This is a genomic window from Aeromonas sp. R1-2, assembly GCF_040908505.1.
GTDB classification, from domain to species: Bacteria; Pseudomonadota; Gammaproteobacteria; order Enterobacterales; family Aeromonadaceae; genus Aeromonas; species Aeromonas veronii.
This window is the reverse complement of the sequence record NZ_JBFODU010000010.1, coordinates 50,682-77,500: the sequence shown is the minus strand read 5'-3', so window position 1 is coordinate 77,500 and position 26,819 is coordinate 50,682. Positions and strand designations below refer to the sequence as shown.

The 26,819-nt window shown below is 59.2% G+C and carries 25 protein-coding genes; 17 read left to right on the top strand and 8 right to left on the bottom strand.

Annotated features, from left to right (window positions below; translation table 11 throughout):
- Positions 1-13: 13 nt before the first annotated feature.
- From AB5Y76_RS02600 to AB5Y76_RS02585, 4 genes are all read left to right on the top strand, one after another.
- Positions 14-2,818 (top strand): response regulator, encoded by a 2,805-nt coding sequence (locus AB5Y76_RS02600; protein ID WP_139463071.1) that lies wholly within the window; start codon positions 14-16, stop codon positions 2,816-2,818.
- Positions 2,819-2,984: 166 nt separating this feature from the next.
- Positions 2,985-4,721: an ABC transporter transmembrane domain-containing protein gene (locus AB5Y76_RS02595; protein WP_263717328.1), complete on the top strand. Its 1,737-nt coding sequence runs from the start codon at positions 2,985-2,987 to the stop codon at positions 4,719-4,721.
- A complete protein-coding gene (locus AB5Y76_RS02590) occupies positions 4,718-6,469 on the top strand; it encodes an ABC transporter transmembrane domain-containing protein (protein WP_124929305.1) in 1,752 nt (583 codons plus the stop codon). Before AB5Y76_RS02595 ends, AB5Y76_RS02590 begins: the two co-directional genes overlap by 4 nt.
- Before the next feature lie 167 nt (positions 6,470-6,636).
- Positions 6,637-7,110 carry a DUF4442 domain-containing protein gene (locus tag AB5Y76_RS02585; protein WP_005352552.1) on the top strand — a complete coding sequence of 158 codons (474 nt, stop codon included), beginning with the start codon at positions 6,637-6,639 and terminating at the stop codon, positions 7,108-7,110.
- A 33-nt stretch (positions 7,111-7,143) separates the two neighbouring features.
- Here AB5Y76_RS02585 and ybcJ read toward each other — a convergent pair whose 3' ends face one another.
- Positions 7,144-7,377 (bottom strand): ribosome-associated protein YbcJ, encoded by a 234-nt coding sequence (gene ybcJ / locus AB5Y76_RS02580; protein WP_005361116.1) that lies wholly within the window; start codon positions 7,375-7,377, stop codon positions 7,144-7,146.
- A gap of 260 nt (positions 7,378-7,637) precedes the next feature.
- Here ybcJ and AB5Y76_RS02575 point away from each other — a divergent pair, with 260 nt between their 5' ends.
- The 3 genes from AB5Y76_RS02575 to pdxY all read left to right on the top strand — a co-directional run bounded on the left by AB5Y76_RS02575 (position 7,638) and on the right by pdxY (position 10,098).
- Positions 7,638-8,201, top strand: a complete 564-nt coding sequence (locus tag AB5Y76_RS02575; protein WP_263717325.1) for a phaC PHA synthase — start codon at positions 7,638-7,640, stop codon at positions 8,199-8,201.
- An 83-nt stretch (positions 8,202-8,284) separates the two neighbouring features.
- Entirely contained in the window at positions 8,285-9,061 is a 777-nt protein-coding gene (locus tag AB5Y76_RS02570; protein WP_368177669.1) for a DUF429 domain-containing protein, read from the top strand.
- A 173-nt stretch (positions 9,062-9,234) separates the two neighbouring features.
- Positions 9,235-10,098 (top strand): pyridoxal kinase PdxY, encoded by an 864-nt coding sequence (gene pdxY, locus AB5Y76_RS02565; protein ID WP_263717323.1) that lies wholly within the window; start codon positions 9,235-9,237, stop codon positions 10,096-10,098.
- A gap of 102 nt (positions 10,099-10,200) precedes the next feature.
- On the opposite strand, the gene AB5Y76_RS02560 is transcribed toward pdxY, so the two are convergent.
- The 4 genes from AB5Y76_RS02560 to AB5Y76_RS02545 all read right to left on the bottom strand — a co-directional run bounded on the left by AB5Y76_RS02560 (position 10,201) and on the right by AB5Y76_RS02545 (position 13,182).
- Positions 10,201-11,319, bottom strand: coding sequence for a glycerol dehydrogenase (locus tag AB5Y76_RS02560; RefSeq protein WP_263717322.1), 1,119 nt, complete (start codon positions 11,317-11,319; stop codon positions 10,201-10,203).
- Between the two features lie 297 nt (positions 11,320-11,616).
- Positions 11,617-12,123: a GNAT family N-acetyltransferase gene (locus AB5Y76_RS02555; protein WP_144713480.1), complete on the bottom strand. Its 507-nt coding sequence runs from the start codon at positions 12,121-12,123 to the stop codon at positions 11,617-11,619.
- Positions 12,124-12,214: 91 nt separating this feature from the next.
- Positions 12,215-12,607 carry an NUDIX domain-containing protein gene (locus AB5Y76_RS02550; RefSeq protein ID WP_127006563.1) on the bottom strand — a complete coding sequence of 131 codons (393 nt, stop codon included), beginning with the start codon at positions 12,605-12,607 and terminating at the stop codon, positions 12,215-12,217.
- Positions 12,608-12,624: 17 nt separating this feature from the next.
- On the bottom strand, positions 12,625-13,182 hold the full coding sequence (locus tag AB5Y76_RS02545) for a class IV adenylate cyclase (protein WP_263717321.1): 558 nt from the start codon (positions 13,180-13,182) through the stop codon (positions 12,625-12,627).
- A 299-nt stretch (positions 13,183-13,481) separates the two neighbouring features.
- Between AB5Y76_RS02545 and AB5Y76_RS02540 the strand changes: the two genes are divergently transcribed.
- Together AB5Y76_RS02540 and AB5Y76_RS02535 are read left to right on the top strand one after the other, a co-directional pair.
- On the top strand, positions 13,482-14,327 hold the full coding sequence (locus tag AB5Y76_RS02540; RefSeq protein WP_139463062.1) for a DUF5718 family protein: 846 nt from the start codon (positions 13,482-13,484) through the stop codon (positions 14,325-14,327).
- Positions 14,328-14,384: 57 nt separating this feature from the next.
- Entirely contained in the window at positions 14,385-14,825 is a 441-nt protein-coding gene (locus AB5Y76_RS02535) for an acetyltransferase (RefSeq protein ID WP_263717319.1), read from the top strand.
- A 77-nt stretch (positions 14,826-14,902) separates the two neighbouring features.
- On the opposite strand, the gene AB5Y76_RS02530 is transcribed toward AB5Y76_RS02535, so the two are convergent.
- The 3 genes from AB5Y76_RS02530 to AB5Y76_RS02520 form a co-directional block, all read right to left on the bottom strand.
- Positions 14,903-15,223: a DUF4377 domain-containing protein gene (locus tag AB5Y76_RS02530; RefSeq protein ID WP_005352532.1), complete on the bottom strand. Its 321-nt coding sequence runs from the start codon at positions 15,221-15,223 to the stop codon at positions 14,903-14,905.
- A gap of 92 nt (positions 15,224-15,315) precedes the next feature.
- Positions 15,316-16,602, bottom strand: coding sequence for a citrate synthase (locus tag AB5Y76_RS02525; protein ID WP_040066320.1), 1,287 nt, complete (start codon positions 16,600-16,602; stop codon positions 15,316-15,318).
- A gap of 177 nt (positions 16,603-16,779) precedes the next feature.
- Positions 16,780-16,980, bottom strand: a complete 201-nt coding sequence (locus tag AB5Y76_RS02520; protein ID WP_124929313.1) for a hypothetical protein — start codon at positions 16,978-16,980, stop codon at positions 16,780-16,782.
- A gap of 64 nt (positions 16,981-17,044) precedes the next feature.
- Here AB5Y76_RS02520 and sdhC point away from each other — a divergent pair, with 64 nt between their 5' ends.
- The 8 genes from sdhC (at position 17,045) to sucD (ending at position 26,620) form a co-directional block, all read left to right on the top strand.
- Positions 17,045-17,422 (top strand): succinate dehydrogenase cytochrome b556 subunit, encoded by a 378-nt coding sequence (gene sdhC / locus AB5Y76_RS02515; RefSeq protein WP_005333571.1) that lies wholly within the window; start codon positions 17,045-17,047, stop codon positions 17,420-17,422.
- Entirely contained in the window at positions 17,416-17,760 is a 345-nt protein-coding gene (sdhD, locus tag AB5Y76_RS02510; RefSeq protein WP_368177668.1) for a succinate dehydrogenase, hydrophobic membrane anchor protein, read from the top strand. The genes sdhC and sdhD overlap by 7 nt, the downstream gene beginning before the upstream one ends.
- 1 nt (position 17,761) lies before the next feature.
- Positions 17,762-19,528 (top strand): succinate dehydrogenase flavoprotein subunit, encoded by a 1,767-nt coding sequence (gene sdhA / locus AB5Y76_RS02505; RefSeq protein ID WP_040066317.1) that lies wholly within the window; start codon positions 17,762-17,764, stop codon positions 19,526-19,528.
- A 16-nt stretch (positions 19,529-19,544) separates the two neighbouring features.
- Positions 19,545-20,261 carry a succinate dehydrogenase iron-sulfur subunit gene (locus AB5Y76_RS02500; protein WP_005333549.1) on the top strand — a complete coding sequence of 239 codons (717 nt, stop codon included), beginning with the start codon at positions 19,545-19,547 and terminating at the stop codon, positions 20,259-20,261.
- A 115-nt stretch (positions 20,262-20,376) separates the two neighbouring features.
- On the top strand, positions 20,377-23,184 hold the full coding sequence (sucA, locus tag AB5Y76_RS02495; protein ID WP_263717317.1) for a 2-oxoglutarate dehydrogenase E1 component: 2,808 nt from the start codon (positions 20,377-20,379) through the stop codon (positions 23,182-23,184).
- A 35-nt stretch (positions 23,185-23,219) separates the two neighbouring features.
- Positions 23,220-24,410 carry a 2-oxoglutarate dehydrogenase complex dihydrolipoyllysine-residue succinyltransferase gene (gene odhB, locus AB5Y76_RS02490; RefSeq protein ID WP_107684897.1) on the top strand — a complete coding sequence of 397 codons (1,191 nt, stop codon included), beginning with the start codon at positions 23,220-23,222 and terminating at the stop codon, positions 24,408-24,410.
- Between the two features lie 171 nt (positions 24,411-24,581).
- The gene (sucC, locus tag AB5Y76_RS02485; protein WP_005361097.1) at positions 24,582-25,748 is read left to right on the top strand and encodes an ADP-forming succinate--CoA ligase subunit beta; all 1,167 of its coding nucleotides are present in this window, start codon (positions 24,582-24,584) and stop codon (positions 25,746-25,748) included.
- Positions 25,748-26,620, top strand: coding sequence for a succinate--CoA ligase subunit alpha (gene sucD, locus AB5Y76_RS02480; RefSeq protein WP_005333542.1), 873 nt, complete (start codon positions 25,748-25,750; stop codon positions 26,618-26,620). Before sucC ends, sucD begins: the two co-directional genes overlap by 1 nt.
- Positions 26,621-26,819 lie beyond the last annotated feature (199 nt).

The following is a 26,819-nucleotide window of genomic DNA, read 5'->3' as shown; positions in this document are numbered from 1 at the left end:
GAGTCGAGACGGGATGAATAAAGGATCACGGAAAAACCGTGCTGTGCCAGGGCTGATCGTTGCCTTGCTGCTCGCCTTTTCGGGCTACTGCTGGCAGTCGCTCAGTCAGCAGCAACAGGCCCACGACCTGAACGACGCGGCCGAGGTGGTGCTGAACCGGATCAACGCCGATACCGTCTATCTGCTTGGGCGGGAGCAGGCCAATGACAGCAATGTCCAGCAGCGCCTGAACCAGTTATCCATCACCCTTGACGGTTTTGTACGGGAAGTCAGAAGCGATCCCGAGCTGGTGCAAGACGATCTCTCCCAGGCACTGCTTGAGGACATGGACACCTATCTGATGGCGCTGGCCAGGCTTCATGCCATTGAGATGGCTATCGAGTATCTCAATGCGCCCCTGCAGGCCCAGATTAAAAAGGTGCGGGGGATAAGCCCGTCAGACAGTGCTCTCCATCGCGACCTGGAGGAGCTGGCGCAACTGAGCAACTATCTGCAGCGCAGTTGGGACAAACGTGAACAGACTACGCTGGATCAGCTGCAACAGCAGTTGCAATCCCGTTATGGCAACTTGCCGGAGATCGCTACCCTGATCCGCCTGAGCAAGGAGATGAGCCAGCAGGTGATTGCCTATCACACCTTGCGTTACCAGCTCATCGACATGCATGTGATCGAGAGTCTGGTGCGCTGGAAACTCGACAAGCTGGAGCGCGCTTCCTCTTTGATGAACCGCTTCTATCTGATGGTGCTGTGCGGGGCTTTGATCTGCTTTGCGCTGGTGGCCTTCACCCTGTGGCGCCGCAACCAGAAGCTGAGCGAGTTGTCGCGCCAGACCGGCTTGCTGGCCCAGGCCAAAAGCGATTTTCTGGCCAACATGAGCCATGAGATCCGCACCCCCATGAATGCCATCATAGGTTTTAGCTCGCTGGCACTGCAGACTGAACTGGATCAGCAACAGCGGGACTATTTGGGCAAGATCAAATCCTCATCCGATACCCTGCTGCTGCTGATCAACGACATCCTTGATTTGACCAAGGTGGAGTCAGGCAAGCTGACGTTGGAGGAGATCGACTTCGATCTCAGCGAGCAGCTCGATTCGCTGGCGGGCATGTTTGCCGATCTGGCGGAGCGCAAACACGTGGAAGTGGTTATTCGCAAGTCACCGGAAGTGCCGGTCTTCTTGCGTGGGGATCCCTTGCGATTGGGACAAGTGCTGGTCAATCTGGTGAACAACGCCATCAAGTTTACCGAACGCGGTGAAGTCGAAGTCTGCATCGAGCTGGCCAATCCTCACCCAATGCGGATCCGCTTCAGTGTGCGCGATACCGGCATCGGTATTGCCGAAGAGAAGCAGACCCAACTGTTTCAGGCGTTTACCCAGCTGGAGGCGGGCAATACCCGAAAATATGGCGGCTCGGGACTCGGGCTCAATATCTCCCAGCGGCTGGTGGAGCTGATGGGGGGGCGGATCACCGTAGAGAGCAAGCCTGGCGTCGGCTCTCTGTTCAAGTTCGATATTCCGATGGCGCAGGCGGTCTACGGCGTGGCTGGACGGAAAGTCTTCTTCGAAAACCAGCCGCTGGTGATGGTGATGGATGACAACGAACTGGTGCTGGATCTGGCCCGGGACATTCTGACTCGGGCGGGAGTGCGAGTGCTGCCGGTTAACTCCCTTTCCCGCGCCCGTCAGCTGCTCCGTGAAGAGGGACCGAATCTGCGGTTGGCGATCCTCGACTGGCGCATGGGTCAGGAGGATGGGCTCGATCTGGCGCTGGAGATGTATCAGCACAGCCAGTGGCGGCGGATCCCCATCCTGATGATCAGCGCCTGGGCCAGAGAGGGGCTGCACGCCCGGATGGATAGCATGGGGCTGACCCATTTTCTGCCCAAACCGATGACCGAAAATGCCCTGCTGGCCAAGGTGGACGAACTGCTCAACGGCAGCTCTTACGAGCTCAACCTGCGCAAGGCCGAGGCACAGGGGGATCAGCAACACTTCAAATCTCTGTTGCAGGGTACCCGAGTGCTGTTGGCGGAAGATAACCGGGTCAATCAGCAGCTCATCATCGAGTATCTGCGGCGCGTCGATGCGGTAGTGTGTGTGGTCAGCAATGGTCGGGAGGCGGTGGAGCGGGTCGCAGAGCAGCCTTTTGACGTGATCCTGATGGATTTGCAGATGCCGGTGCTGGACGGACTCGATGCCACCCGCCAGATCCGCAAGATGGTCGACAAACACGATGTGCCCATCATTGCCCTCACCGCCAGCGCCATGCCCGGTGACAAGGAGCGTTGCTTGGGGGTGGGGATGAATGGCTATGTTACCAAGCCGGTGAGCAAGCTGGATCTCTACAACAACCTGCTGCAGTGGGTAAAGCCGCAAGGGGTGGAGCAGGCGGGGATCATGGAGGTGAAACCGCCGGATATGATCGGGATCCTCGATCTGCAGGATGCCCTCAAGCGGCTGGAGCAGGACAAGGAGGCATTGCAGATCCTGTTCAAGCTGTTCATGTCGGAGCACAAGGACGATCTGTGGGAGATCCGCTCTGCCCTGCGCCGTCAGCAGCCCGAGGTGGCCAGCAAGCTTCTGCACACCCTCAAGGGGGTGTCTGCCAATATCTCGGCGGCCCGTCTGCAATTGGTGGCTGGCGAGCTGGAGTGGCGCCTGCGGCAAAACGAGGTGCTAAGCGAGACGGATCTGGAGCAGTTGCAACAGGTGTTCAGCCAGACCCGGGAAGAGGTGTCACACTTCCTGTTGACCGGTGAGCAGCATGAAAATTCGTATAATCCCTATTCATCAGGGGATGATCGCATGTCACAGTGAATTAAATAGTAATTATTCTCAACCATCCCGGTTCGGGATATGATGAGCTTTCGTTCGAATCGCCTCCAGCCGGAGGCGATTGTTTTCATTCTTCTATTTCTGCGTGGCTTCTCTGATGGCGGCTCCTTGGAGCGGTCACGGGCAGAGAGCGCTAAAGGTTGGTGGTGTGAGCGTATTTCTACGATTGAGCTGGTTTTTCAAGGAGCAGTGGCCCCGTTATCTGGCTGCCATCTCCCTGCTACTGATGGTAGCCCTGTTGACCGTTATTCCGCCCAAAGTGGTGGGCTGGGTGGTGGATGGCATCACCAAGGGCGGTCTCGACAATGGTACCCTGATGCGCTATCTGGCGGGGCTGTTTGGCCTGGGTGTGCTGATTTATCTGCTGCGCTACGTCTGGCGGGTGATGCTGTTTGGTGCCTCTTACCGTCTGGCCTATGTGTTGCGCAATCGCCTTTTCAGCCATTTCACCCGGATGAGCCCCGATTTTTATCAGCGCCACCGTACTGGCGATTTGATGGCCCATGCCACCAATGACATTCAGGCTGTGGAGATGACCGCTGGCGAAGGGGTGCTGACTCTGGTGGACTCCATCATGGTCGGGGTATTGGTGCTCTCCATCATGTGCAGCCAGTACTCCTGGCAGTTGACGCTGGTCTCCTTGCTGCCGCTACCGGTGATGGCCTATTTCATGAACCGCTTTGGCACCCAGATCTACACCCAGTTCAAGGCTGCGCAAGGGGCCTTCTCCAAGCTCAACAACAAGACCCAGGAGGCCCTTTCCGGCGTGCGGGTGTTGAAATCCTATGCGGTTGAATCGCTGGAAGATGAAGGCTTTGCCGAGCTGACCAAACAGGCGGGGGAGCGCAATATGGCGGTGGCCCGCATCGATGCCAAATTCGATCCGGTCATCTATCTCTGTATCGGTTGCTCCTACTTCCTCGCGGTGGCGGGGGGCAGTGTGCTGGTGCTGCGCGATGAGCTGACCCTGGGTGAGCTCACCAGCTTCACCATGTACCTCGGCCAGCTGATCTGGCCGATGTTTGCCATCGCCTGGCTGTTCAACATCATCGAGCGGGGTAGCGCCGCCTACTCCCGTATCGAAAGCCTGCTGGGGGAGCGCAGCGATATCGAAGAGCCCGCCCAGCCGGCCGCGTTTACCTCTGCCTTTCCTTTGCAGATCAAAGGGGTGAGCTATCAACTTGAGCAGCGCACCCTGCTTGCGGATATCGACGTTACCCTCAAGCAAGGGGAGATGCTCGGGGTGGTGGGGCGCACCGGGGCAGGCAAGAGCTCCCTGCTCAAGCTGTTGATGCGCCTTGCCAATCCGACTCACGGTTCGATTGTCATGGGTGGCGTTCCGATTGACCAGCTGCCGCTCGCCACACTGCGCAGCCAGTTTGCCTATGTGCCGCAGGAGCCATTCCTGTTTTCCACCACTATCGCCGCCAATATCGCCCTCGGCAAACCCGATGCGAGCCGCCAGGAGGTCGAACGGGTGGCGCGCATTGCCTGTGTCCACGATGATATCGTGCGTTTCCCCAAGGGCTATGAGACCGAGGTGGGGGAGAAAGGGGTGACCCTCTCCGGCGGCCAGAAACAGCGGCTGGCCATTGCCCGCGCCCTGCTGCTGGATGCGCCCATTCTGGTGCTCGATGATGCCCTCTCGGCGGTAGATGCCCACACTGAGCAGCAAATTCTGCATGCCCTCAAAGCCCATCGTCGCACCCTGATCCTGGTCAGCCATCGCATGACGGCGGTGGAGCAGGCCGACGAGATCCTGGTGCTGGAGCAGGGGGCCGTTAGCGAGCGAGGTCATCACGGTACCCTGATGGCGCACAATGGCTGGTATGCAGATATGGTGCGTTACCAGCGTCTCGAAGAAGCGGTGGAGGAGAGCCTGTGAATCCGACCATTAAACGACTGCTCGCCTACTGCGCCCAGTATCCTCGCTGGCTTATTCAGGCGGGGATCTGTTTGCTGCTTGCCACCGGCGCCGAAGTGGCCGGGCCGCTGCTGATCAAGCTCTTTATCGATGACTATCTGGCGCCTCGCAATATCGTGCTGCCTACCATAGCTCTGATTGCGGCGGGCTATCTGGGCTTGCAGGTGCTGTCGGCGGCGGGCTTCTATTTGCAATCCCTGCGCTTCAATCGCATCGCCCAGGCGGTGGTGCAAACCTTGCGCGAGCAGGTGTTTGCCACCGCCATCCGCTTGCCGGCCCGCTACTTTGACAAGCATCGCTCCGGCTCGCTGATTTCCCGCATCACCAACGACACCGAGGCGATCATGAACCTCTATGTGCAGGTGATCGGCTTGCTGGTGCAAAAGGTGGTGCTGTTGTGCGGCATCCTCATCTCCATGGCGCTGCTGGATCTGCGGCTGATGCTGGTCTGCTCCCTGTTGCTGCCCGCAGTGGGGGGGGTGATGTGGCTCTACCAGAAACTGAGCGTGCCGGTGGTGCGAGCGACCCGCAGTCTGCTCTCCGACATCAACAGCCGCCTCAACGAGTCGCTGCAGGGGATGCCGGTTATTCAGGCTATGGTGCAGGAGCGCCACTTTGCCAACGCCTTTGCCGAGGTGAACCAGCAACACTGGTCGGCACGGATCAAGAGCCTCAAGATCAACGGCATTTTGCTGCGTCCGCTCATCGATCTCTTCTACATGATGGTGCTGATCGGCTTGTTGGCGCTGTTTGCCCATGAGGGGGGGAGCCACGCGGGTGCTATTCAGGTAGGGGTGCTCTACGCCTTTATCAGCTATCTGGGCCGGATGATCGAGCCGCTCATCGAGATGACCAACCAGCTTAATCAGTTGCAGCAGGCGATGGTGGCGGGGGAGCGGGTCTTTGCTCTGCTCGATGAAACCCGCGAGAGCACCGAGGGCGAGTTGCGCCCGCTGGAAGGGCGGGTCAGTTTCGAGCGGGTGAGCTTCTCCTACGATGGTGAGCAGCAGGTGCTGCGGGAGGTCAGCTTTGCCGCAAAACCGGGCCAGATGCTGGCGCTGGTGGGCCATACCGGCAGCGGCAAGTCCACCATCATCAGCTTGCTGATGGGCTTCTATCCGCTGGATCAGGGGCAGATCCGCTTCGATGATCACGCACTGGATACCCTGTCGCTGGCGGCGGTGCGCCGCAGCATCGGGCTGGTGCAGCAGGATCCTTTTATCTTTGTCGGCACCCTGGCGGAGAACCTGCGTCTCGGCCGCGCCGGCATAGATGACGCGCGGCTCTGGCAGGCGCTGAGCGAGGTGCAGCTGGCCGAGTTTGTGCACAGCTTGCCACAGGGGATCAACACCCTGATGGAGGAGGGTGGCAAGAACCTCTCCGCCGGTCAGCGGCAACTGCTCTCCTTTGCCCGTGCACTGGTGGGAGATCCGCGTATCCTCATTCTGGATGAAGCGACGGCCAGCGTGGACTCCCAGACCGAGTTGGCGCTGTCGCAGGCGATCTCTGCTGCCCGTCGTGGCCGCACCACCATCGCCATCGCCCACCGCCTCTCGACCATCGTCGATGCGGACGAGATCCTGCTGCTCTCCCGCGGTCAGGTGAATGAGCGGGGTACCCATGGTGAGTTGATGGCCCTCGGCGGTCACTATGCCCAGCTGTTCGAGATGCAGAGTCAGGGGGCTTGGCTCGAAGAGAAGCGCGCCTGATCGGCACATTTGCTGTAACAGCGACATGAGTGAAAAGAGGGAACCGGTGCGGTTCCCTCTGTTTTTTTGGGTTGGGCAAAAGGTCGTAACCGTGATCCCTGTGCTTGTCGAATGGCGCAGATGCAGGCAACATGTTGTTTACATTAACTCATCGGATCAGTTCGCATATGGATTTGCAACGCTTCAAAGCCAATCTGGCACTTCGGCTGTTTGCCTGGCGCTATATTCCCGTCATCGGGTTTTGTGCCCCGATCATCGAAGAGATGAACGCCAAGGCGCTGCGCATTCGCATTCCCCTTGGATGGCGTACCCGCAACCATCTGGGCAGCATGTATTTTGGCGCGCTGGCGACCGGCGCCGATCTGGTAGGCGGTCTGCTGGTGATGGAGAAGGGGCGGCAGCGGCGCAAGAAGGTGCACTTCGCCTTCAAGGATGTGCAGGGGGAGTTTTTGAAACGACCGGAGGGGGATGTGCAGTTCGACTGCGCAGCGGGGGAGGAGATTGACGCCATGATCGACGAATCGCTGGCAAGCGGTCAGCGTATCAATCGCCCCATCCGGGTGGTAGCCACCTGTCCGTCATTGAACGGGGATGAGGCGATGGCGCGTTTTGTGCTGACCCTGTCGATCAAGGCCAGCTAGCGGGTTGCCGGAGAGTGGCTCCCCGAAACGGGTTTAGCCAATCTCCGGGCTGACGCCCTCTTTCACCACGACCTTCATGCCGTTGAAGTTGACCACCTGTTCGGCCACGATCTTGCAGCGCTTGCGGGTCTCCACCTGACCGTCCACCTCGACCAGCCCTTCGGCAACGAGGGCTTTGGCGGCGCCGCCACAATCGGCCCACCCCTGATGTTTGATAAGGTCACACAAGGCAACGAAGGGGTGACCTTCGAGCAGAAACGTCTCCATGGGAAATCCTCTAGATGGATGAATGCCGGATACAGCAGGGCGACTATTTTAGGCAGTTCGCTCAGGCAAAGAAAGGAAGAGGGGCCACTCGCTGCGAAAAAGTGGCCGATTGTCCTTGAGGTGGCGCTTTCGCAAGACCTGATGGAGAGGTGAGAGGGCCAACCGTGACGTATCGTGACGCACCTCGTCCCTGCTGGTGTGCCCACACTCTCCCCTGACTGTTAGGATCGGGCCACTTTCAATGGCCCAAGGAACTTTCCATGACACTCTCCCGCCTGCTGCTGGCATGCAGCGCCCTTACTCTGTGCGGTGTCGCGCAGGCCAGTACTCCGGTGCAGGTCTCGCTGCCCGGGGTCAATTTGCCCGCGTCCCATCAGGTGGAAGGGGCGCGCGCCTCGCTGCTCTACGGTCGGACCGGTCAGGTGAAGGGCATTGATCTGCCGATCTTCGCCCTCTCAGATGTGGATCAGTTCAGCGGCCTGCAGCTCGGGGTATTCTTGGGTGCTGGTCGGGTGCGTCACCAGTTTGGCGGGGTCGCCATCAATGCCATCAACTGGCATGAAGGGCAGGATACCGGCGTCAATCTGGGGCTGGTCAACCTGACCAACAATGTGCAGGGGCTTAACTGGGGGGCGGTCAATATCGCCAAGGGCAATGCGCTGGCCAACGTTGGCTTCGTCAACTATGCCGAGCGTACCACGTTCCAGATTGGCTTTATCAATGCGACCAAGCACCTCGACGGCTTGCAGGTCGGGCTGGCCAACTATGCCGCCAACGGTGTGTTCCCTATTCTGCCGCTGGTGAACTTCCAGAAATCGTTCTGAGTGGGCGGTTCGCTTTGCGTTAAGGGCCTCTGCTGATTACCCTGTGTCTCTTGCAACTTGTGACAGGCGAACAGAGGTAATTGATGACGGCAGGGCAAATGAGTGCAATCGGGATCGGCTGGGATGTGCGTGGCTGGCAGGGCAGTGCCCAGGCGGTGGCCGTGGTGGGCTGGCAGGCCGACTCCAACAGCCTGCACTGGCTCGGTGTATCTCCGCTGTTTCGCCTGAGCTCGCGGGTGGCGCCGGATCTGGCCGCCCTGCTGCGTCCGGCCCTGCAAAACGAGCTGACCCTGATGCAGGTAGAAGCCTTCCCGCAACTGGCGCTCGGCATCGATGCGCCGCTCGCCTTTCCCCGTGCCTTGCGGGATCTGCTCAACGGCCAGCCACATAGCTGCGCCGTGCCCGAACGGGAGATAGACAACCCCTACGCCTATCGCGACTGCGAGCGCTGGTTGTATCAGCAGTACGGCAAGAAGCCGCTGTCGGCCACCTTCGACCGGCTTGGCAACAACGCCACTCTGGCGCTCTCCATGCTGCCGCGACTCTCGGATCTGCAACTGGTGCCGACCGTTGCCCCGAAGGCCAGTCGCGCCGTGCTGGAGGTCTATCCGGCACTGTCCAAAGTCGGCGGCAAGGCCTCCCCGGCACGGCCCGAGCTGGCGGCGCAGCTGCCTGCGGATGTGCTGGTCGGCACTGATCGCTACGATGCGGCGCTCTGTGCCCTGATGGCGCTGCAATATGCCGCTGGTGGCAAGGTGACGGTATTGCCTGAGCTGATTTCGCCACCCAGTGACATGCCGTGTGATGAGGGATGGGTCTATCACTTTGCCCGTCATGCTGTAGAGCAGAGCGGCATGTGACGACGGTGACGCGGCGCATCATGGCGCCGCTCATCCTGTCGATGCGGGCCAAATGGCGCAAAAAACCTGTCTTTAGTCAGGAAATTGCCTGTTCATCCCGCGCCAAGGTGGCGCATCGTTATCTTCATCCGATATATTGCCCACCTTGCTGATCCTTTGCTGTGGTATTCCCGATGAAATCCGTTCTCTCTATTCAGTCCCACGTGGTCTTTGGTTGTGCCGGCAACAGCGCGGCCGTCTTCCCCATGCGCCGCCTCGGTATGGATGTATGGCCCATCAACACGGTGCAGTTTTCCAACCACACCCAATATGCCCAAGGGTGGCAGGGAATGGCGATGCCGGCGGGTCATATCAGTGCGCTGGTAAAAGGATTGGGCAATATCGAGGTGTTGAGCCAGTGTGACGCCGTGCTGAGCGGTTACCTTGGCTCCGCCGAACAGGGAGACGAGATCCTGACCGTGGTCAACGCCGTCAAGGCGGCCAACCCCGATGCCATTTACTTCTGCGACCCCGTGATGGGTCACCCGGAGAAGGGGTGTATCGTCACTCCTGGCGTCACCCGTTTCCTGACCGAGCAGGCGCTACCGGTGGCCGACATGATGGCCCCCAACCTGCTGGAGCTGGAGACCCTCTGTGATACCCATCTGGCTGATCTGGATCAGACCCGCGCGGCTGCCCATCAGCTCCTGGCCCGCGGCGTCAAGCTGGTGCTGGTCAAGCATCTCGGTCGTGCGGCGCAGGACTCCAGCCGCTTCGAGATGCTGCTGGCGACCCCGCAAGGGGATTACCTGATTGCCCGTCCGCTCTATGACTTTGCCCGCCAGCCGGTGGGGGTTGGCGATCTTATCAGCGCCCTGATGCTGGCGAATTTGCTTGCCGGTCACGATGCGGTCAGCGCGTTCGAGCGCACCAACGCCTCGGTGGATGCGGTGCTGCAGGAGACCTGGCGCCAGCAGGCTTACGAGCTGCAACTCATCGCCGCGCAAGATGCCTTCGCCCTGTCAGAGGTTGAAGTGCGAGCGGTGAAACTGCCCTGAGTCAACGCGGACTCTCGTCTATCCCGACAAGGGGATGCAGATGAAAAAGGCTTGCCAATGGGCAAGCCTTTTTACTGTTTGCCTATTTAGTGCGGCAAGCAATCAGGCGCGGGGATGGCGGAGGCGATAACGCTCAGCCATGGCATTGGCCGCTACCATGGCGGCGTAGACATCCTGTTCACTCACTGTCATCGGCATGTTGCCCATGGTATCGAGGGGATCGCAGGCCAACTGCGCCACCTTGCGCCACTCGCTTTCATCAAAGTGGGTGAGCCCCAACTCTTGCAGCGTCATGGGCAGACCTGCACAGTCGATGATGCGAAACACCTCATCAAGTTCGTGTTGCGGGGCGCGCTCAAGCACGAGTTGGGTCAGCAGGCCGAAGACTACTTTCTCGCCATGCTGGGCACGATGGAGCTCCGAGATCAGTGACATGCCATTGTTGATTGCATGAGCGGCGGCCAGTCCACCGGCTTCGGCGCCGACCCCGCTAAGGTAGATGGTGGCCTCGATAACCTGCTCCAGCGCCGGAGTCGAGACATGGTGGCGTATCGCATCCATGGCCAGCTCGATGTTTTCACCAAGCAGCTCGTAACAGAGCTTTGCCAGACCAAGGCCAGTGCGTGAAGGACGCTTGCCGACCAGATTGAGCCCGTCCGCCCGATAGCAGGCGCGCGCCTCGAAATAGGTGGCCAGGGCATCGCCGACGCCTGCGGAAAAGAAGCGGGGAGGGGCGGCGGCAATGATGGCCGTGTCAGCCAGCACCACGTCCGGATTTTGCGGCAGGAACAGATAGCGTTCAAATTCACCCGCCTGGTTGTAGATCACCGCCAGCGCCGTACAGGGGGCATCCGTAGAGGCAATCGTCGGGAACAGCACAACCGGACGGCGCAGATAGAAGGCCACGGCCTTGGCGACATCCAGCGTCTTGCCGCCGCCGATCCCGACAATCACGTTCGCACCATATTGCTCTGCAAGGTGGGTCAGGCGGTGGATCTCCTGTTCGGTGCATTCGTAGCGAAACTTGTCGACCACTCCCCTGAGACCTGCCTGCAGGAGCCCCGCCAAAGCTTCTTCCCGTACCCGCTCCAGAATGAACTCATCGCTGATGAGCAACGCATAGTCACCAAAATCCTTAACGTGCTCATGGAGTTGCGGGAGAAGGTGTTGACCGATGATGAACTTTTTGGGGGAGGTAACTGTACGGGGCAAAGTGGGCATCCATTATTCCTCAAGGCAGTGAATAACATAAAATTGATTATCAAATGGGTCTCTTACGATACGCCTGATGAGGCAATAGATGAAGAAGAAAAGGGGGGCGTTTTAATCATTAATTAATCTTTCTATTTGTTTGGCTGTATTTTGGGGCGGCGATTGGCGGTGTTGAGGCATACAGGCGCAATGGCCGTATCGTGGCAATCCGTCGCAAGCCATATTGCTGCAACAAACAGTCACGCGGGCAACAAGCAAGGCCGCTTGGTGCGGCCCTGCTGTATGTGGATAAGAGATAGGGGATGGTCAGAGCGGTTTATAGAAGATGACGGTCGCAGCAAGAGTGCCATCTGCGTTGCGCGCAAAGATCGGGATCTGGCCCGCCTCCAGATAGCCGAGTTGACGATAGAGGTGGGAGGCCACATCACCGGCGCGAGTATCGAGCACCAGCAGCGAACGGCCCGCGGCATGGGCGCCTTGTTCCATTGCCTGCATCAGCGCATGACCGACACCTTTGCCTCTCGCCGTTTGCAGTACCATCAGTTTTTCCACCTCGGCCCGGTGGCGACCGTTGGCCTTGCCACAGAGCGCGAGCTGAACCGCTCCCACGAGCTGTTGTTGCTCAAGGGCCAGCCACAGCTTTCGGTGACCTGCCGCTAGATCCGCTTCAACTCCTTGCCAGTAGCGGGTAGATTCCTCCGTGGTCAGCGGCGGTAAAAAACCGACCGAGGCGCCGCTATCGACACAATCTTGCAGCAGGGTGATGAGCGCACTTTGGTAGGTTGCTGCGCTCTTAACTTCCACAATGTTCATCTGACATCCTTGTCGTTGCGCTGTTATGTAGCTGATTGCCACCGTTGGTTCATATGAGGTAGGTACTTATGCTCGCCGCGAGTACGGCTTGTCAGCGGATCAGCTCCTGCTCAACCAGCCAGGTAAACAGCAGGCGGGAGACGGGGGAGAGCTCATCGAGGTGAGAGCTGTCGAGCCAGCGCAGCTCGGCAATTTCTGCCGAGGCGATCGGGGTGCCGCTCGCTTCGCCGGTGTAGCAGCGCAGTCGCACCTCGACTCCTGCCGGTTTGCCATCGGCCTGAGCGCTGAACTCGCAGACAAAGCGTAGGGTATCGGGCTGCAGGGTGACAGCCAGCTCCTCCTCAATCTCGCGGATCAGCGCCGCCTCGTCGCTCTCGCCCGGTTCCCGCTTGCCACCTGGGATGTAATAGATGTCCTTGCCGTGGGAGCGGGCGCAGAGCAGTTGCTGATCTTTAAAGGTGAGCCAGGCGAGTTTGTCGATCATTGAGTTGCATCCTCTGGTTATGTGGTGTGTATTGCCTGCATGTACAGGGTGCGGTAGGAGCGAGGCTCCTGCGCATCGGGAGAGAGTCCCAACTGATCTGCCAGCGCGAGCAGTTGCTGGCGAAACGCCGGGAGGCGTTCCTCGTCATCGGTCATGATGGCGAGCTCGGCAAAATCCCCGATCTTGGCCAGATGATCCAGGGTGACGTGAAACGGGCCAATGAAGTAGATGCTGCGCCTTTTGGTGATCACGAGTATCTGCCGGTAGTTCATGGTCAAGAGCATGCTGACGGCCTTGTCCGCATCATTGATAGTGACCGCCTCGCAGCGATCCGTCTTGGTCCCTTTGACGATCCAGAGCTGGATGCCGGAGGGTTGCATGGTGCGGATAGCCAGACTTTTACCAGCCTGGGCAAGGGCATCGTCCGGGGTGTCAAAGTAACGATCCTGCTCCAGATTATCCTCCAGCATGATCTCCGGATTGAGGGCGAGCAGTGCCTGGAGGAAGGCGGGGCGATCCGTCAGCTGATATTTGAACTCGACTTCGAAGCGGCCCTGAAAGTGCGCCTGTGACATCAAGAAGATCCCTCTGTGAGCCTGTGTGGCAGGCAGCCTAACAAAGATGAAGTTGAGTCCCAAGGAGAAAGAGGGCAGATGCCGGAAACGCACTGTTTCCAGCGCGGTGACCGCGTAGCTGAATGAGTGCGCAATGGCTGGTTCGCCACAGCCTTCTCGTCCCTAAAAAAGCGGACTGGCGCACATCACGACAGGGCCGGACTGGGCGAAGGCGGGATCCTTGTGGTTTAATCTTGCCACTTTAGCGGTAGTGGGCGACGAGCCTGCTACCTTGCGTGGGCAAGATGCAGGTGAGCAAGATGCAGATAGCAGCAGAGAGCAAGTTTATCGGACTCGGGGTCGCGGGCAATTTCGCCGGTCACCTGGAGCAGGCGGGTGAAGCGTCGGACTTCGTAGCGGTAGTTGTGCGCGACACCACGGCACCCAAGGCGCTGTTTCCCTTTTTCGTGCCGGGTCATCCGGGTCAGCTCGGGGTCTTTCCGCTGAGCAATAACGCCATCTTCCTGCCGGAAGCGGCGGTCAGCGGTGATGAGAAGGTGCAGATCGAGCCGGAAGTAGCCCTCTGGTGCGAGCTGGAGTATGCCGGCAAGCAGGTGGTGGCGATCCATCCCCGTGCCTTTGGTGCCTATAACGACTGCTCCATCCGTCGTCCCAACGCCAAGAAGATCAGCGAGAAAAAGAACTGGGGCGAAGAGAGCAAGGGGCTGGCGGCCAAGCTGCTGCCGCTTTCCGGTTTTGCCGCCGGTTGCGAACTCGATGACTATCGTATCGCCTGCTATCTGGAGCGGGACGGTGAGCTGCACGCCTACGGGGTAGACAGCGCCGCCATCGACTACAGCTACTTCCACGGCAAGCTGCTCGACTGGGCCATCGACAAGTTCAATCATCAGCAGGATGAGGGGCCGGCGGAGCATATTCAGGGACTGCTGGCGCAGGCGGGACATCCTCCCCATGCGCTCATCAGTATCGGTGCCACCCGCTATACCCCGTTTGGCGAGACCCACTTCCTCAAACCGGGCGACACCTCCTGCGTAGTGGTCTACCCGGGCAGCCGTTATAGCGAAGCGGATATTCGCGAAGCGATCCGCAGCCGCCACTTTGGCGCTGATATGTCGGTGCTGCTGCAGGCGGTGCAGGCGCGCTAATCACCGTTGCCAGTGGGAAGATGTCTCTTCCCGCTGGTTATCATATCGAGTCATTTCATGACGATTGTTCCGGTATCCCGGGCCGATTATCCGGCCCTGATCGATCTGTGGGAGGCCTCTGTGCGGGCGACCCACCACTTCCTGCCCGAGGCCGAGATCCTCGCGCTTAAACCGCTTATTCTGGAGCACTACTTCGATGCGGTGACACTGCACAGTGCCCGCACAAAAGAGGGGCAGATTACGGGTTTTAGCGGAGTGTACGAGGGCAAGCTGGAGATGCTGTTTGTGGCTCCCGGGGCGCGCGGTAGTGGCGTGGGGCGTTTGCTGGTGGCCCATGCCATCGCGCAGGGCGGCGCGACGCAGGTTGACGTCAACGAGCAGAACGAACAGGCGGTGGGCTTCTATCTGAAGATGGGATTCACCGTGACGGGTCGTTCGCCGCTGGATGGTCAGGGCAAGCCCTATCCTCTGCTGCATATGGCGCTGGCGCCGACCTGATCGTGCCTGATGAGGCGCAGTACCCATAAACCAACGGGGGATGGCATCAGCCATCCCCCGTTTTTTGATCGTGTTTGTTACTTGCTGGCGACCTTGTTCACCACCTTGATCAGCTGATAGCGCACGGAGGGGGCATCGGCCGGCACATCGGTGAGCTGCTCCTTGCTGACAGTGAGCTGGTAGCGGTAACCCGGCTCGAACTGGAAACCTTCAATATTCTGGTAGAACAGCGTCCAGGGCTGCTGCTCATCACTGCGAACCTGCATGCACTGCATTGGGCCAACCCCGACGCAATCGACCAACTGGCTGTTGATATAGAGGGTCTCCCCCTGTGACGGGGCGGGGGCGCTCTGGCAGGCGGTCAGCAGCAAGGCTGCGCTGATAAACAGTGGTTTCATAATGGACTCCTTAACGCGAAAGGGGGCATTAGAGCGGCAAACAAAAAGGCGGTCAATGACCGCCTTTGTAACAAACCATATCAGCGCAGTGGTTAGCGCTGCTCGAGTGGAGTGAACTCGCGCAGCGGGTGGCCCACGTAGAGCTGGCGTGGGCGACCAATCTTGCTGTCCGGGTCTGAGTGGAACTCGTTCCAGTGCGCAATCCAGCCGATAGTGCGGGAGATGGCGAAGATCACGGTGAACATGCTCATCGGGATGCCGATCGCCTTCATGATGATGCCGGAGTAGAAGTCCACGTTCGGGTAGAGTTTCTTCTCGACGAAGTAGGGGTCGGAGAGCGCAATACGCTCCAGCTCCATGGCCACGTCCAGCAGCGGATCCTTGATCTGCAGCTCGGTCAGTACTTCGTGGCAGGTTTCGCGCATCACGGTGGCACGGGGGTCGTGATTTTTGTAGACACGGTGACCGAAGCCCATCAGACGGAACGGATCATTCTTGTCCTTGGCCTTGGCGATGTACTCGGGGATGCGATCCACCGAGCCGATCTCTTCCAGCATGCGCAGGCAGGCTTCGTTGGCACCACCGTGGGCCGGTCCCCACAGGGAGGCGATCCCCGCGGCGATACAGGCGAACGGGTTGGCACCGGAGGAGCCAGCCAGACGAACGGTGGAGGTGGAGGCGTTCTGCTCGTGATCCGCATGGAGGGTAAAGATACGATCCATGGCGCGTTCAACGATGGGGTTGACCTTGTACTCTTCGGTCGGCACGCCAAACATCATGTGCAGGAAGTTACCGGCATAGGAGAGGGCGTTACGCGGCTGCATGAACGGCTGGCCGATGGAGTACTTGTAACACATGGCTGCCAGAGTCGGCATCTTGGAGAGCAGACGGAAGGCACAGATCTCGCGATGCTGCTCGTTGTTGATGTCGAGGGCATCGTGATAGAAGGCGGAGAGGGCGCTGACTACACCGCACATGATGGCCATGGGGTGGGAGTCGCGACGGAAGCCGCGGAAGAAGAAGGCGATCTGCTCGTGCACCATGGTGTGGCGGGTGACCAAGCGTTCGAATTCGGCATATTGGGCCTTGGTCGGCGCTTCGCCGTACAGCAGGATATAGCAGACTTCCAGATAGGTGGCCTGGGTGGCCAACTGGGCGATGGGGTAACCACGGTGCAGCAAGACACCCTGATCCCCGTCAATGTAGGTAATGGCAGATTTGCAAGAACCGGTCGCCATAAAACCGGGGTCAAAGGTGAAATACCCCTGTGATCCCAATTTTCTGACATCGATGACATCCGGGCCGATGGTGCCGGAGAGGATCGGCAGATCGACCGGATCTTTTCCGGGCAGGTGTAGGGTGGCTATCTTATCAGCCATAGCACGTCTCCTTTGCTCTTTATAATTTGGTTCCAGTCCTACTCTATTACGACTTTTATGACGCTGGCAAAGGTTGTTACCCATACCGAAGTGGCTGGAGCGCCTTATTTGAAACAGAGTTCCTTATCAATGTCAATTTTGCTGGAACCCCATTAATGGCATTAATGAAATGTTAAATTAAATATGCGATCGAGTTTGCGGTTTTGTGTTTTCTTTGTAGCTAATTGATTGTCTTCGGTTAAGGCCGCCGATATACTGCGCCACGTGGGTCATGGCTGCGGGTGTTTGAAACGCTTTGGCAAAGCCTGATGTGAAACCGAAAACTCGCGTTTTGGCTTTTTCAGAGTGTTTTGGTAACAAAAAACCAACAATCACCATTCCGTGCCCTCAAGTGTGAGTTAAAACAATAACTAACGTGCTCAATGGAGCTGAGTGGGCAAGCGTGAAAAACAAACAGAGACCGGTCAACCTCGACCTACAGACGATCAGCTTTCCTGTCACTGCCATTGCATCCATCCTGCACCGTGTTTCAGGGGTCATTACCTTTGTTGCACTGGGCATTTTGCTGTGGATGCTTGGTACTTCACTCGCCTCTCCCGAAGGGTTTGAAACCGTGGTTGCCATCATGGACAACTTCCTGGTCAAACTCGTGCTGTGGGGGATCCTGACTGCGCTGGCATACCACATTGTGGGCGGCTTGCGTCATCTGGTCATGGATATGGGCTATTGGGAAGAGCTGGAATCCGGCAATCAGAGCGCCCGCGTGGCCTTCGTGATCACCGCGATCCTGGCTGTATTGGCGGGAGTGCTTGTATGGTAACCAATTCTGCAACCTTCGGGCGCAGCGGCGTTCACGATTACATCCTGATCCGCGCCACCGCCGTCATCATGACCTGTTATGTCCTCTATCTGGTGGGCTTTGTCGCGTTCAACGACATCACCTACGAGGTGTGGGCAGGCTTCTTCGCCAAAACATTCACCAAGGTATTCACCCTGTTGACCCTGCTCTGCGTACTGATCCACGCCTGGATTGGTCTGTGGCAGGTGCTGACTGACTATATCAAGCCGGTAGGGCTGCGCGGGGCGCTGCAATTTGCCCTGGTCGTGGTGCTGTTTGTCTATCTGATGACGGGTTTCGTCGTGCTGTGGGGTGTGTAAGGTGACTATTCCAACTCGTGAATTTGATGCGGTAGTGATTGGTGCCGGTGGTGCCGGTATGCGCGCCGCGCTGCAGATTGCCCAGTCCGGCAAGAGCTGCGCTCTGTTGTCCAAGGTTTTTCCAACCCGTTCTCATACTGTCTCCGCCCAGGGCGGGATCACGGTTGCGCTGGGTAATGCCCACGATGACAACTGGCAGTGGCATATGTATGACACGGTAAAAGGTTCCGATTACATCGGTGATCAGGAAGCCATCGAGTACATGTGCAAAACCGGTCCCGAGGCTATCTATGAGCTGGAGAACATGGGGCTGCCCTTCTCCCGTTTCGATAACGGGTCTGTCTACCAGCGTCCGTTTGGTGGTCAGTCCAAGAATTTCGGTGGCGAGCAGGCTGCCCGTACTGCGGCTGCGGCCGACCGTACCGGTCACGCCCTGCTGCACACCCTTTACCAACAAAACGTCAAAAACAAGACCACCGTCTTCTCCGAGTGGTATGCGCTGGATCTGGTGAAAAACCAGGACGGCCATGTGGTGGGTTGTACCGCCATCGATATGGAGAGCGGTGAAGTGGTCTACTTCAAGGCCAAGGCCACCGTGCTGGCGACTGGCGGTGCCGGTCGTATCTACCAGTCCACCACCAATGCCCACATCAACACAGGTGACGGTGTCGGCATGGCGCTGCGTGCCGGCGTCGGCGTGCAGGACATGGAGATGTGGCAGTTCCACCCGACCGGCATCGCCGGGGCTGGAGTGCTGGTAACCGAAGGCTGCCGTGGTGAAGGCGGCTATCTGCTCAATAAGGATGGCGAGCGCTTCATGGAGCGTTACGCCCCGAACGCCAAGGACTTGGCCGGTCGCGACGTGGTGGCCCGCTCCATCATGATCGAGATCCGTGAAGGCCGTGGCTGCGACGGTCCCTGGGGCCCGCATATTAAGCTCAAGCTGGATCACCTCGGCAAAGAGGTGCTGGAATCCCGTCTGCCGGGCATCTGCGAGCTCTCTCGCACCTTCGCCCACGTGGATCCGGTCAAAGAGCCGATCCCGATCATCCCGACCTGCCACTACATGATGGGCGGCGTGCCGACCAACGTGAATGGCCAGTGCCTGACCCAGGACAAGAACGGCAACGATGTGCCGGTAGTCGGTCTGTTTGCGGTGGGCGAGATTGCCTGTGTCTCCGTACACGGTGCCAACCGTCTGGGTGGCAACTCCCTGCTGGATCTGGTGGTGTTCGGCCGCGCGGCCGGCATGCATCTGGTCAACACCCTGGGCGAGATGGATCACGGCCGCGATGCTTCCGAGTCGGATCTGGATGCCGCACTGGCCCGCTTCAACCGCTGGGAAAATTGCCGTGACGGGGAAGACCCGGTGCAGATCCGCAAAGACCTGCAGCGCTGCATGCAGAACAACTTCTCTGTATTCCGTGAAGGTGCGGCGATGGCAGAAGGGTTGGCCGAGCTCAAGGTTATCCGCGAGCGCCTCAAGTCAGCCCGTCTGGATGACACCTCCAAAGAGTTCAACACCCAGCGCATCGAGTGCCTGGAGCTGGACAACCTGATGGAGACGGCGTTTGCCACGGCGGTTGCCGCCAACTTCCGTACCGAGAGTCGCGGTGCTCACTGCCGCTTCGACTTCCCGGATCGCGACGATGAGAACTGGCTGTGCCACAGCCTCTATCATCCGGATACCGAGTCCATGACCCGTCGCGCTGTCAACATGTCACCCAAGACCCGTGAGGCGTTCCCGCCCAAGGTCCGGACTTACTGATTGCGGAGCCAGCCCTATGAACGTCACATTCTCTGTCTACAGATACAATCCGGATGTTGATAACGTCCCCCATATGAAGGAATATCGTCTTGATATTCCTGAAGGTTCCGACATGATGGTGCTCGACGCACTGATCCAGTTGAAAGAGCTGGATCCCACGCTCGCCTTCCGCCGCTCTTGCCGCGAAGGGGTCTGTGGATCAGACGGTCTCAACATGAATGGCAAGAACGGTCTTGCCTGTATCACCCCGCTCTCCGACCTGCTGAAGAAGGGCAATAACGTCGTTATCCGCCCCTTGCCCGGCCTGCCGGTGATCCGTGATCTGGTGATCGACATGACCCAGTTCTACACCCAGTGGGAGAAGGTCAAACCCTTCCTCATCAATGATGACAAGTTGCCGCCGGTGCGTGAGCACCTGCAATCCCCCGAAGAGCGCGCCAAGCTTGACGGCCTGTACGAGTGCATTCTCTGTGCCTGCTGCTCCACTTCGTGCCCCTCCTTCTGGTGGAATCCCGACAAGTTCATCGGTCCGGCCGGGCTGCTCGCCGCCTACCGCTGGCTGGCTGACAGCCGCGACACCGCGACCACCGAACGACTGGGGAATCTGGACGACGCATTCAGCGTGTTCCGCTGCCATGGCATCATGAACTGCGTGAACGTCTGTCCGAAAGGCTTGAACCCGACCAAGGCGATTGGCCAGATCAAGTCGATGTTGCTCAATCGGGCTGTTTAGTATCAGGGCCGGCCACGTGCTGGCCCGACCTCTGGATAGCCATCCCACCCGTGGCAGGATGGCTATTTGACCCCTACAAGCTGCGCAGCAGTAACAAGAAGTACAAGGGATAGAAATGCATAACGGCGTGATGAAGGCCTGGTTGGAGTCATCTCACCTGGCTGGTGCGAATGCAAGCTATATCGAGGATTTGTACGAATCCTTCCTGGAAAATCCTGACTCCGTGTCCGACGAGTGGCGCAGCCTGTTTAGCGAGCTGCCCCAGGTCAATGGCCATGCGGTTGAACAACCCCACTCCCAGGTCCGCGATTATTTCCGTCGTCTGGCCAAGGATCCCTCTCGCTACAGTGCCCCCGTCTCCGATCCGCAAGTGGATGCCAAGCAGGTGCGGGTATTGCAGCTGATCAACGCCTTCCGTTTCCGTGGTCACCAGAATGCCAATCTGGACCCGCTGGGCTTGTGGCAGCGTGAAACCGTCGCTGAACTGGATCCTGCGTTCCACAACCTGCAGGGCGCAGATATGGAGGCCACCTTCAATGTGGGCTCCTACGCCATCGGTCGCGAGACCATGGTGCTCTCCGACCTCTACGCCTCGCTGAAGAATACCTATTGCGGCTCCATCGGCGCCGACTACATGCACATCACCTCCACGGAAGAGAAACGCTGGCTGCAACAGCGTCTCGAATCCATTGAAGGGAAGGGGAGCTACACCCTCGAAGAGAAGACCCGTTTCCTCGAGAGCCTGACCGCCGCCGAAGGGTTGGAGAAATATCTGGGCGCCAAGTTCCCGGGAGCCAAGCGCTTCTCGCTGGAAGGTGGCGATGCCATGATCCCCATGCTCAAGGAGCTGATCCGTCGCGCCGGTGAGCAGGGCTGCAAAGAGGCCGTTATCGGCATGGCCCACCGCGGTCGTCTCAACGTGCTGATCAACGTGCTGGGCAAGCGCGCTCAGGACCTGTTCGACGAGTTTGCCGGCAAGCATGGCGAATCCTGGGGTACCGGTGATGTGAAGTACCACATGGGCTTCTCCTCCGACTTCGCCACCCCGGGTGGCAACGTCCACCTTGCGCTGGCGTTCAACCCCTCTCACCTCGAGATCGTCAACCCTGTGGTCATCGGCTCGGTCCGTGCCCGTATGGATCGTCGTGGTGACAAGGATGGTTCCAGTGTGCTGCCCATCACCATTCACGGTGACTCGGCCATGGCCGGTCAGGGCGTGGTGGCCGAGACCTTCAACATGTCCCAGACCCGCGCCTATGGTGTCGGCGGGACGGTGCGCATCGTCATCAACAACCAGGTCGGTTTCACCACCTCCTATATCCGTGACCTGCGTTCCACCGAATATTGCACCGACATCGCCAAGGCGGTGCAGGCGCCGGTGCTGCACGTCAACGGGGATGATCCGGAAGCCGTGGTGCTGGTGACCCAGATTGCACTGGATTACCGCAATACCTTCAAACGCGACGTGGTGATCGAACTGGTCTGCTACCGTCGTCACGGTCACAACGAAGCGGACGAGCCGAGCGCGACCCAGCCGCTGATGTACCAGAAGATCAAGCAGCACCCGACCCCGCGCAAGATCTACGCCGATCAGCTGGTGGCCGAGGGGAGCCTCGCTCAGGAGCGGGCGACCGAACTGGTCAACGAGTATCGTGAAGCGCTGGATCGCGGCGAGCGCGTAAGCAAAGAATGGCGGCCGATGGAGCTGCACTCCGTCGACTGGACCCCTTATCTGGGCCACGACTGGAACATGGCCTATGAGAGTGCCGTGCCGATGGATCACCTCAAGAGCCTCGGCGAGCGGGTGAGCCAGTATCCGGCGACCCACGTGCTGCAGCGTCAGGTCGAAAAAATTTACGAAGACCGCCGTCTGATGGCCGCTGGCGAGAAGCTGGTGGATTGGGGCTTTGCCGAGACCCTGGCCTACGCCACCCTGGTGGACAAGGGGTCCCGCATCCGCTTTACCGGTGAAGACTCCGGCCGTGGCACCTTCTTCCACCGCCACGCCGTGCTGCACAGCCAGACCGATGCCAGCACCTACACCCCGCTGTGCAACCTGCACGACGAGCAAGGCCCGTTCGAGGTGTATGACTCTGTGCTGACCGAGAACGCGGTACTGGCCTTTGAATATGGTTACGCCAGCGCCGAGCCGGCTGGCCTCACCATCTGGGAAGCCCAGTTCGGCGATTTCGCCAACTGTGCCCAGGTAGTGGTGGATCAGTTCCTCTCCTCCGGTGAGCAGAAGTGGGGTCGGATGTGCGGCCTGACCATGTTGCTGCCTCACGGTTACGAGGGGCAGGGCCCGGAGCACTCCTCCGCCCGTCTGGAGCGTTATCTGCAGATGTGCGCCCAGCACAACATGCAGGTGTGCGTGCCCTCTACCCCGGCGCAGGTGTTCCATATGCTGCGTCGTCAGGTTGTGCGCCCGATGCGCCGTCCGCTCATCGTCATGACGCCCAAATCCCTGCTGCGCCATCCGCTGGCGGTGAGCAAGCTCGAAGAGCTGGCGGAAGGTACCTTCCAGAACGCCATCGGCGAGATCGATGCGCTGGATCCGAAAGCGGTCAAGCGCGTGGTCTTCTGCTCCGGCAAGGTCTACTACGACCTGCTCGATGCCCGTCGCAAGGCCGAGCAGCAAGATGTGGCACTGGTGCGAATTGAGCAACTCTACCCCTTCCCGGAAGAGGAAGTGCGCGCCATTCTGGCCGATTACAGCCATGTCACCGACTTTGTCTGGTGTCAGGAAGAGCCGCAGAACCAGGGCGCCTGGTACTGCACCCGTCACCACTACGATGGCGTGCTGCCAGCCGGAGCTACCCTGCGTTATGCCGGTCGCCCCGCGTCAGCCTCACCGGCCGTCGGTTACATGTCTGTCCACGCCAAGCAGCAAAAAGCCTTGGTGGAAGATGCCCTTACCCTGTAAAGCCTCTGGCATAGAAGTAAAAAGGAACTGATTGGATGACTATCGAAATCAAGGTACCGGACCTGCCGGAATCAGTGGCCGATGCCACTATCGCCACTTGGCACAAAAAACCGGGCGATTTGGTCGCCCGTGACGAAGTGCTGGTCGACATCGAGACCGACAAGGTAGTGCTGGAAGTGCCGGCACCGCAAGCCGGTGTGCTGGGGGATATTCTGCAAGGGGAAGGGGCAACTGTGTTGTCCCGTCAACTGATTGCCATCCTCACCGCCGCCCCGGTGGCCGGTGAAGAGACCAAAGAGAAACCCGCTGAAGCGGTTGCCGATGATGGTGCCGATGGCTTGAGCCCCTCGGTGCGCCGCCTGATTGGCGAGCACGACATCGACGTGACCAAGCTGACCGGTACCGGCAAGGGTGGTCGCATCACCAAGGATGATGTGGAAGCCTATATCAAGGCCAAGAGCCAGCCTGCGGCAGCCGCACCGGTCGCCGCTGCCGCCCCTGCAGCCAAGGTTGCACCGCTGGGTGGTCGTACCGACAAGCGGGTACCGATGACCCGTCTGCGCAAGCGCATTGCCGAGCGTCTGCTGGAAGCGAAAAACACCACCGCCATGTTGACCACCTTCAACGAGGTCAACATGAAGCCCATCATGGATCTGCGCAAGCAGTACGGCGAGATCTTCGAGAAGAAGCACGGCATCAAGCTCGGCTTTATGTCCTTCTACGTGAAGGCGGTGGTGGAGTCCCTCAAGCGCTATCCGGAAGTGAACGCGGCGCTCGATGGTGATGACGTGGTTTACCACAACTACTTCGACGTCAGCATCGCCGTCTCTACCCCCCGTGGTCTGGTGACGCCGGTGCTGCGCGACTGCGACAACATGAGCCTGGCGGACATCGAGAAGGCCATCAAGGATCTGGCGGGCAAGGGCCGTGACGGCAAGCTGACCGTGGATGAACTGACTGGCGGCAACTTCACCATCACCAACGGTGGCGTGTTCGGCTCCCTGATGTCCACCCCGATCATCAACCCGCCCCAGAGCGCCATTCTGGGGATGCACAAGATCCAGGATCGCCCGATGGCCGTTGACGGCAAGGTCGAGATCCTGCCGATGATGTATCTGGCGCTCTCCTACGATCACCGTCTCATCGACGGACGCGAATCGGTAGGCTTCCTGGTCTCCGTCAAGGAGCTGCTGGAAGACCCGACCCGTCTGTTGCTGGACGTCTAAGCCTGTGGCACCCGGGCAAGGGGTTTGCGCCCCGAGCCGAATGTGCTGCTGGACGTTTGAGTAATACCCGAGCGATTGAAAGATAACGAGGGGCCGCCCAGGCCCCCATTCACAGGGGATTGAGAAACACCAGCCCCGGACGGAAATACCTACAACACGGATAGAGCATCTATGAATCTGCATGAATATCAGGCAAAACAGCTGTTTGCCGAGTATGGCCTGCCGGTCTCCGAAGGTTATGCCTGTGCTACCCCACAAGAAGCGGCCGAAGCGGCCGACAAGATTGGCGGCAATACCTGGGTCGTCAAATGCCAGGTACATGCCGGTGGCCGCGGTAAAGCGGGCGGCGTGAAAGTGGCCAAGAGCAAGGATGAGATCCGTGCTTTTGCCCAAAACTGGCTTGGCAAAAATCTGGTGACCTACCAGACCGACGCCAACGGCCAGCCGGTCACCAAGATCCTGGTGGAATCTTGCACCGACATCGCCAAAGAGCTCTACCTGGGCGCCGTAGTTGACCGTGGCTCTCGCCGCGTGGTCTTCATGGCCTCGACCGAAGGTGGCGTGGATATCGAGAAGATCGCCCACGAAACCCCTCATCTGATCCACAAGGCGGCTATCGATCCGCTGGTGGGTCCGCAGGCCTATCAGGCCCGTGAACTGGCCTTCAAACTGGGTCTGGTCGGCGATCAGATCAAACAGTTCACCAAGATCTTCATGGGTCTGGGCCAAATGTTCCTGGATTGCGATTTCGCGCTGCTGGAGATCAACCCGCTGGTGATCACCGCGCAGGGCAACCTGCACTGCCTGGATGGCAAGATCAACATCGACGCCAACGCACTGTATCGTCAGCCCAAGCTGCGCGAGATGCACGACCCGTCACAAGATGACCCCCGCGAAGCGCACGCAGCCCAGTGGGAGCTCAACTATGTGGCCCTCGATGGCAACATCGGCTGCATGGTCAACGGCGCGGGTCTGGCCATGGGCACCATGGACATCGTCAACCTGCACGGCGGCAAGCCGGCCAACTTCCTTGACGTCGGCGGCGGCGCCACCAAGGAGCGGGTGACCGAGGCGTTCAAGATCATCCTCTCCGACAGCAACGTCAAAGCGGTGCTGGTCAACATCTTTGGCGGCATAGTGCGCTGCGACATGATCGCGGAAGGCATCATCGGTGCGGTCAAGGAAGTGGGGGTCAAGGTGCCCGTAGTGGTCCGTCTGGAAGGCAACAACGCCGAGCTGGGTGGTATCAAGCTGGCCGAGAGCGGCCTCAACATCATTGCGGCCAAGAGTCTGACCGATGCCGCGCAGCAAGTCGTCAAAGCAGCGGAGGCCAACTGATGAGCGTACTGATCAACAAGGACACCCGAGTCATCTGCCAGGGCTTTACCGGCGGTCAGGGTACTTTCCACTCCGAGCAGGCGCTCTCCTACGGCACCCAGCTGGTGGGCGGCGTCTCCCCGGGCAAGGGCGGCACCACCCATCTGGGCCTGCCGGTGTTCAACACCGTCCGTGACGCGGTCGAAGCGACCGGTGCCACCGCCTCCGTCATCTATGTGCCGGCGCCATTCTGCAAGGATGCCATCCTGGAAGCGATCGATGCGGGCATCAAGCTGATTGTCACCATCACCGAAGGCATCCCGACGCTGGATATGCTGGACGTCAAAGTGAAGCTGCAAGAGACCGGCGTGCGGATGATCGGCCCCAACTGCCCGGGCGTGATCACTCCGGGTGAGTGCAAGATCGGCATCATGCCGGGCCACATTCACAAGCCGGGCAAGGTGGGCATCGTCTCCCGCTCCGGCACCCTGACCTACGAAGCGGTCAAGCAGACCACTGACGAGGGCTTTGGCCAGTCCACCTGCGTCGGTATCGGTGGCGACCCCATTCCGGGCTCCAACTTTATCGACATTCTGGAGATGTTCCAGAACGACCCGCAGACCGAAGCGATCGTGATGATCGGCGAGATCGGCGGCAACGCCGAGGAAGACGCGGCTGCCTATATCAAGGCCCACGTCACCAAGCCGGTGGTCTCCTATATCGCGGGTGTTACCGCACCTCCCGGCAAGCGGATGGGCCACGCTGGCGCCATCATCTCCGGTGGCAAGGGTACTGCCGCCGAGAAGTTTGCCGCGCTGGAAGATGCTGGCGTGAAAACCGTCCGCTCCCTGGCCGATATCGGCAAGGCCTTGCGCGAAGTAACCGGCTGGTAATTCCTGTTAGCCCGTTATCTCTAATACAAATGCCGCCCGATGGGCGGCATTTTTTATGGGTTTTAAAGTGGTTTGATTTAATCAATCATCGCGATTCAGGCGCTAAACGAATTTTATTACAGGAGACCAGAAACAGTGTGGATACTAAAATAGTCTGCGATTTGAACTTGTCAGATTGATTGGTTCCTTTACCCATTGC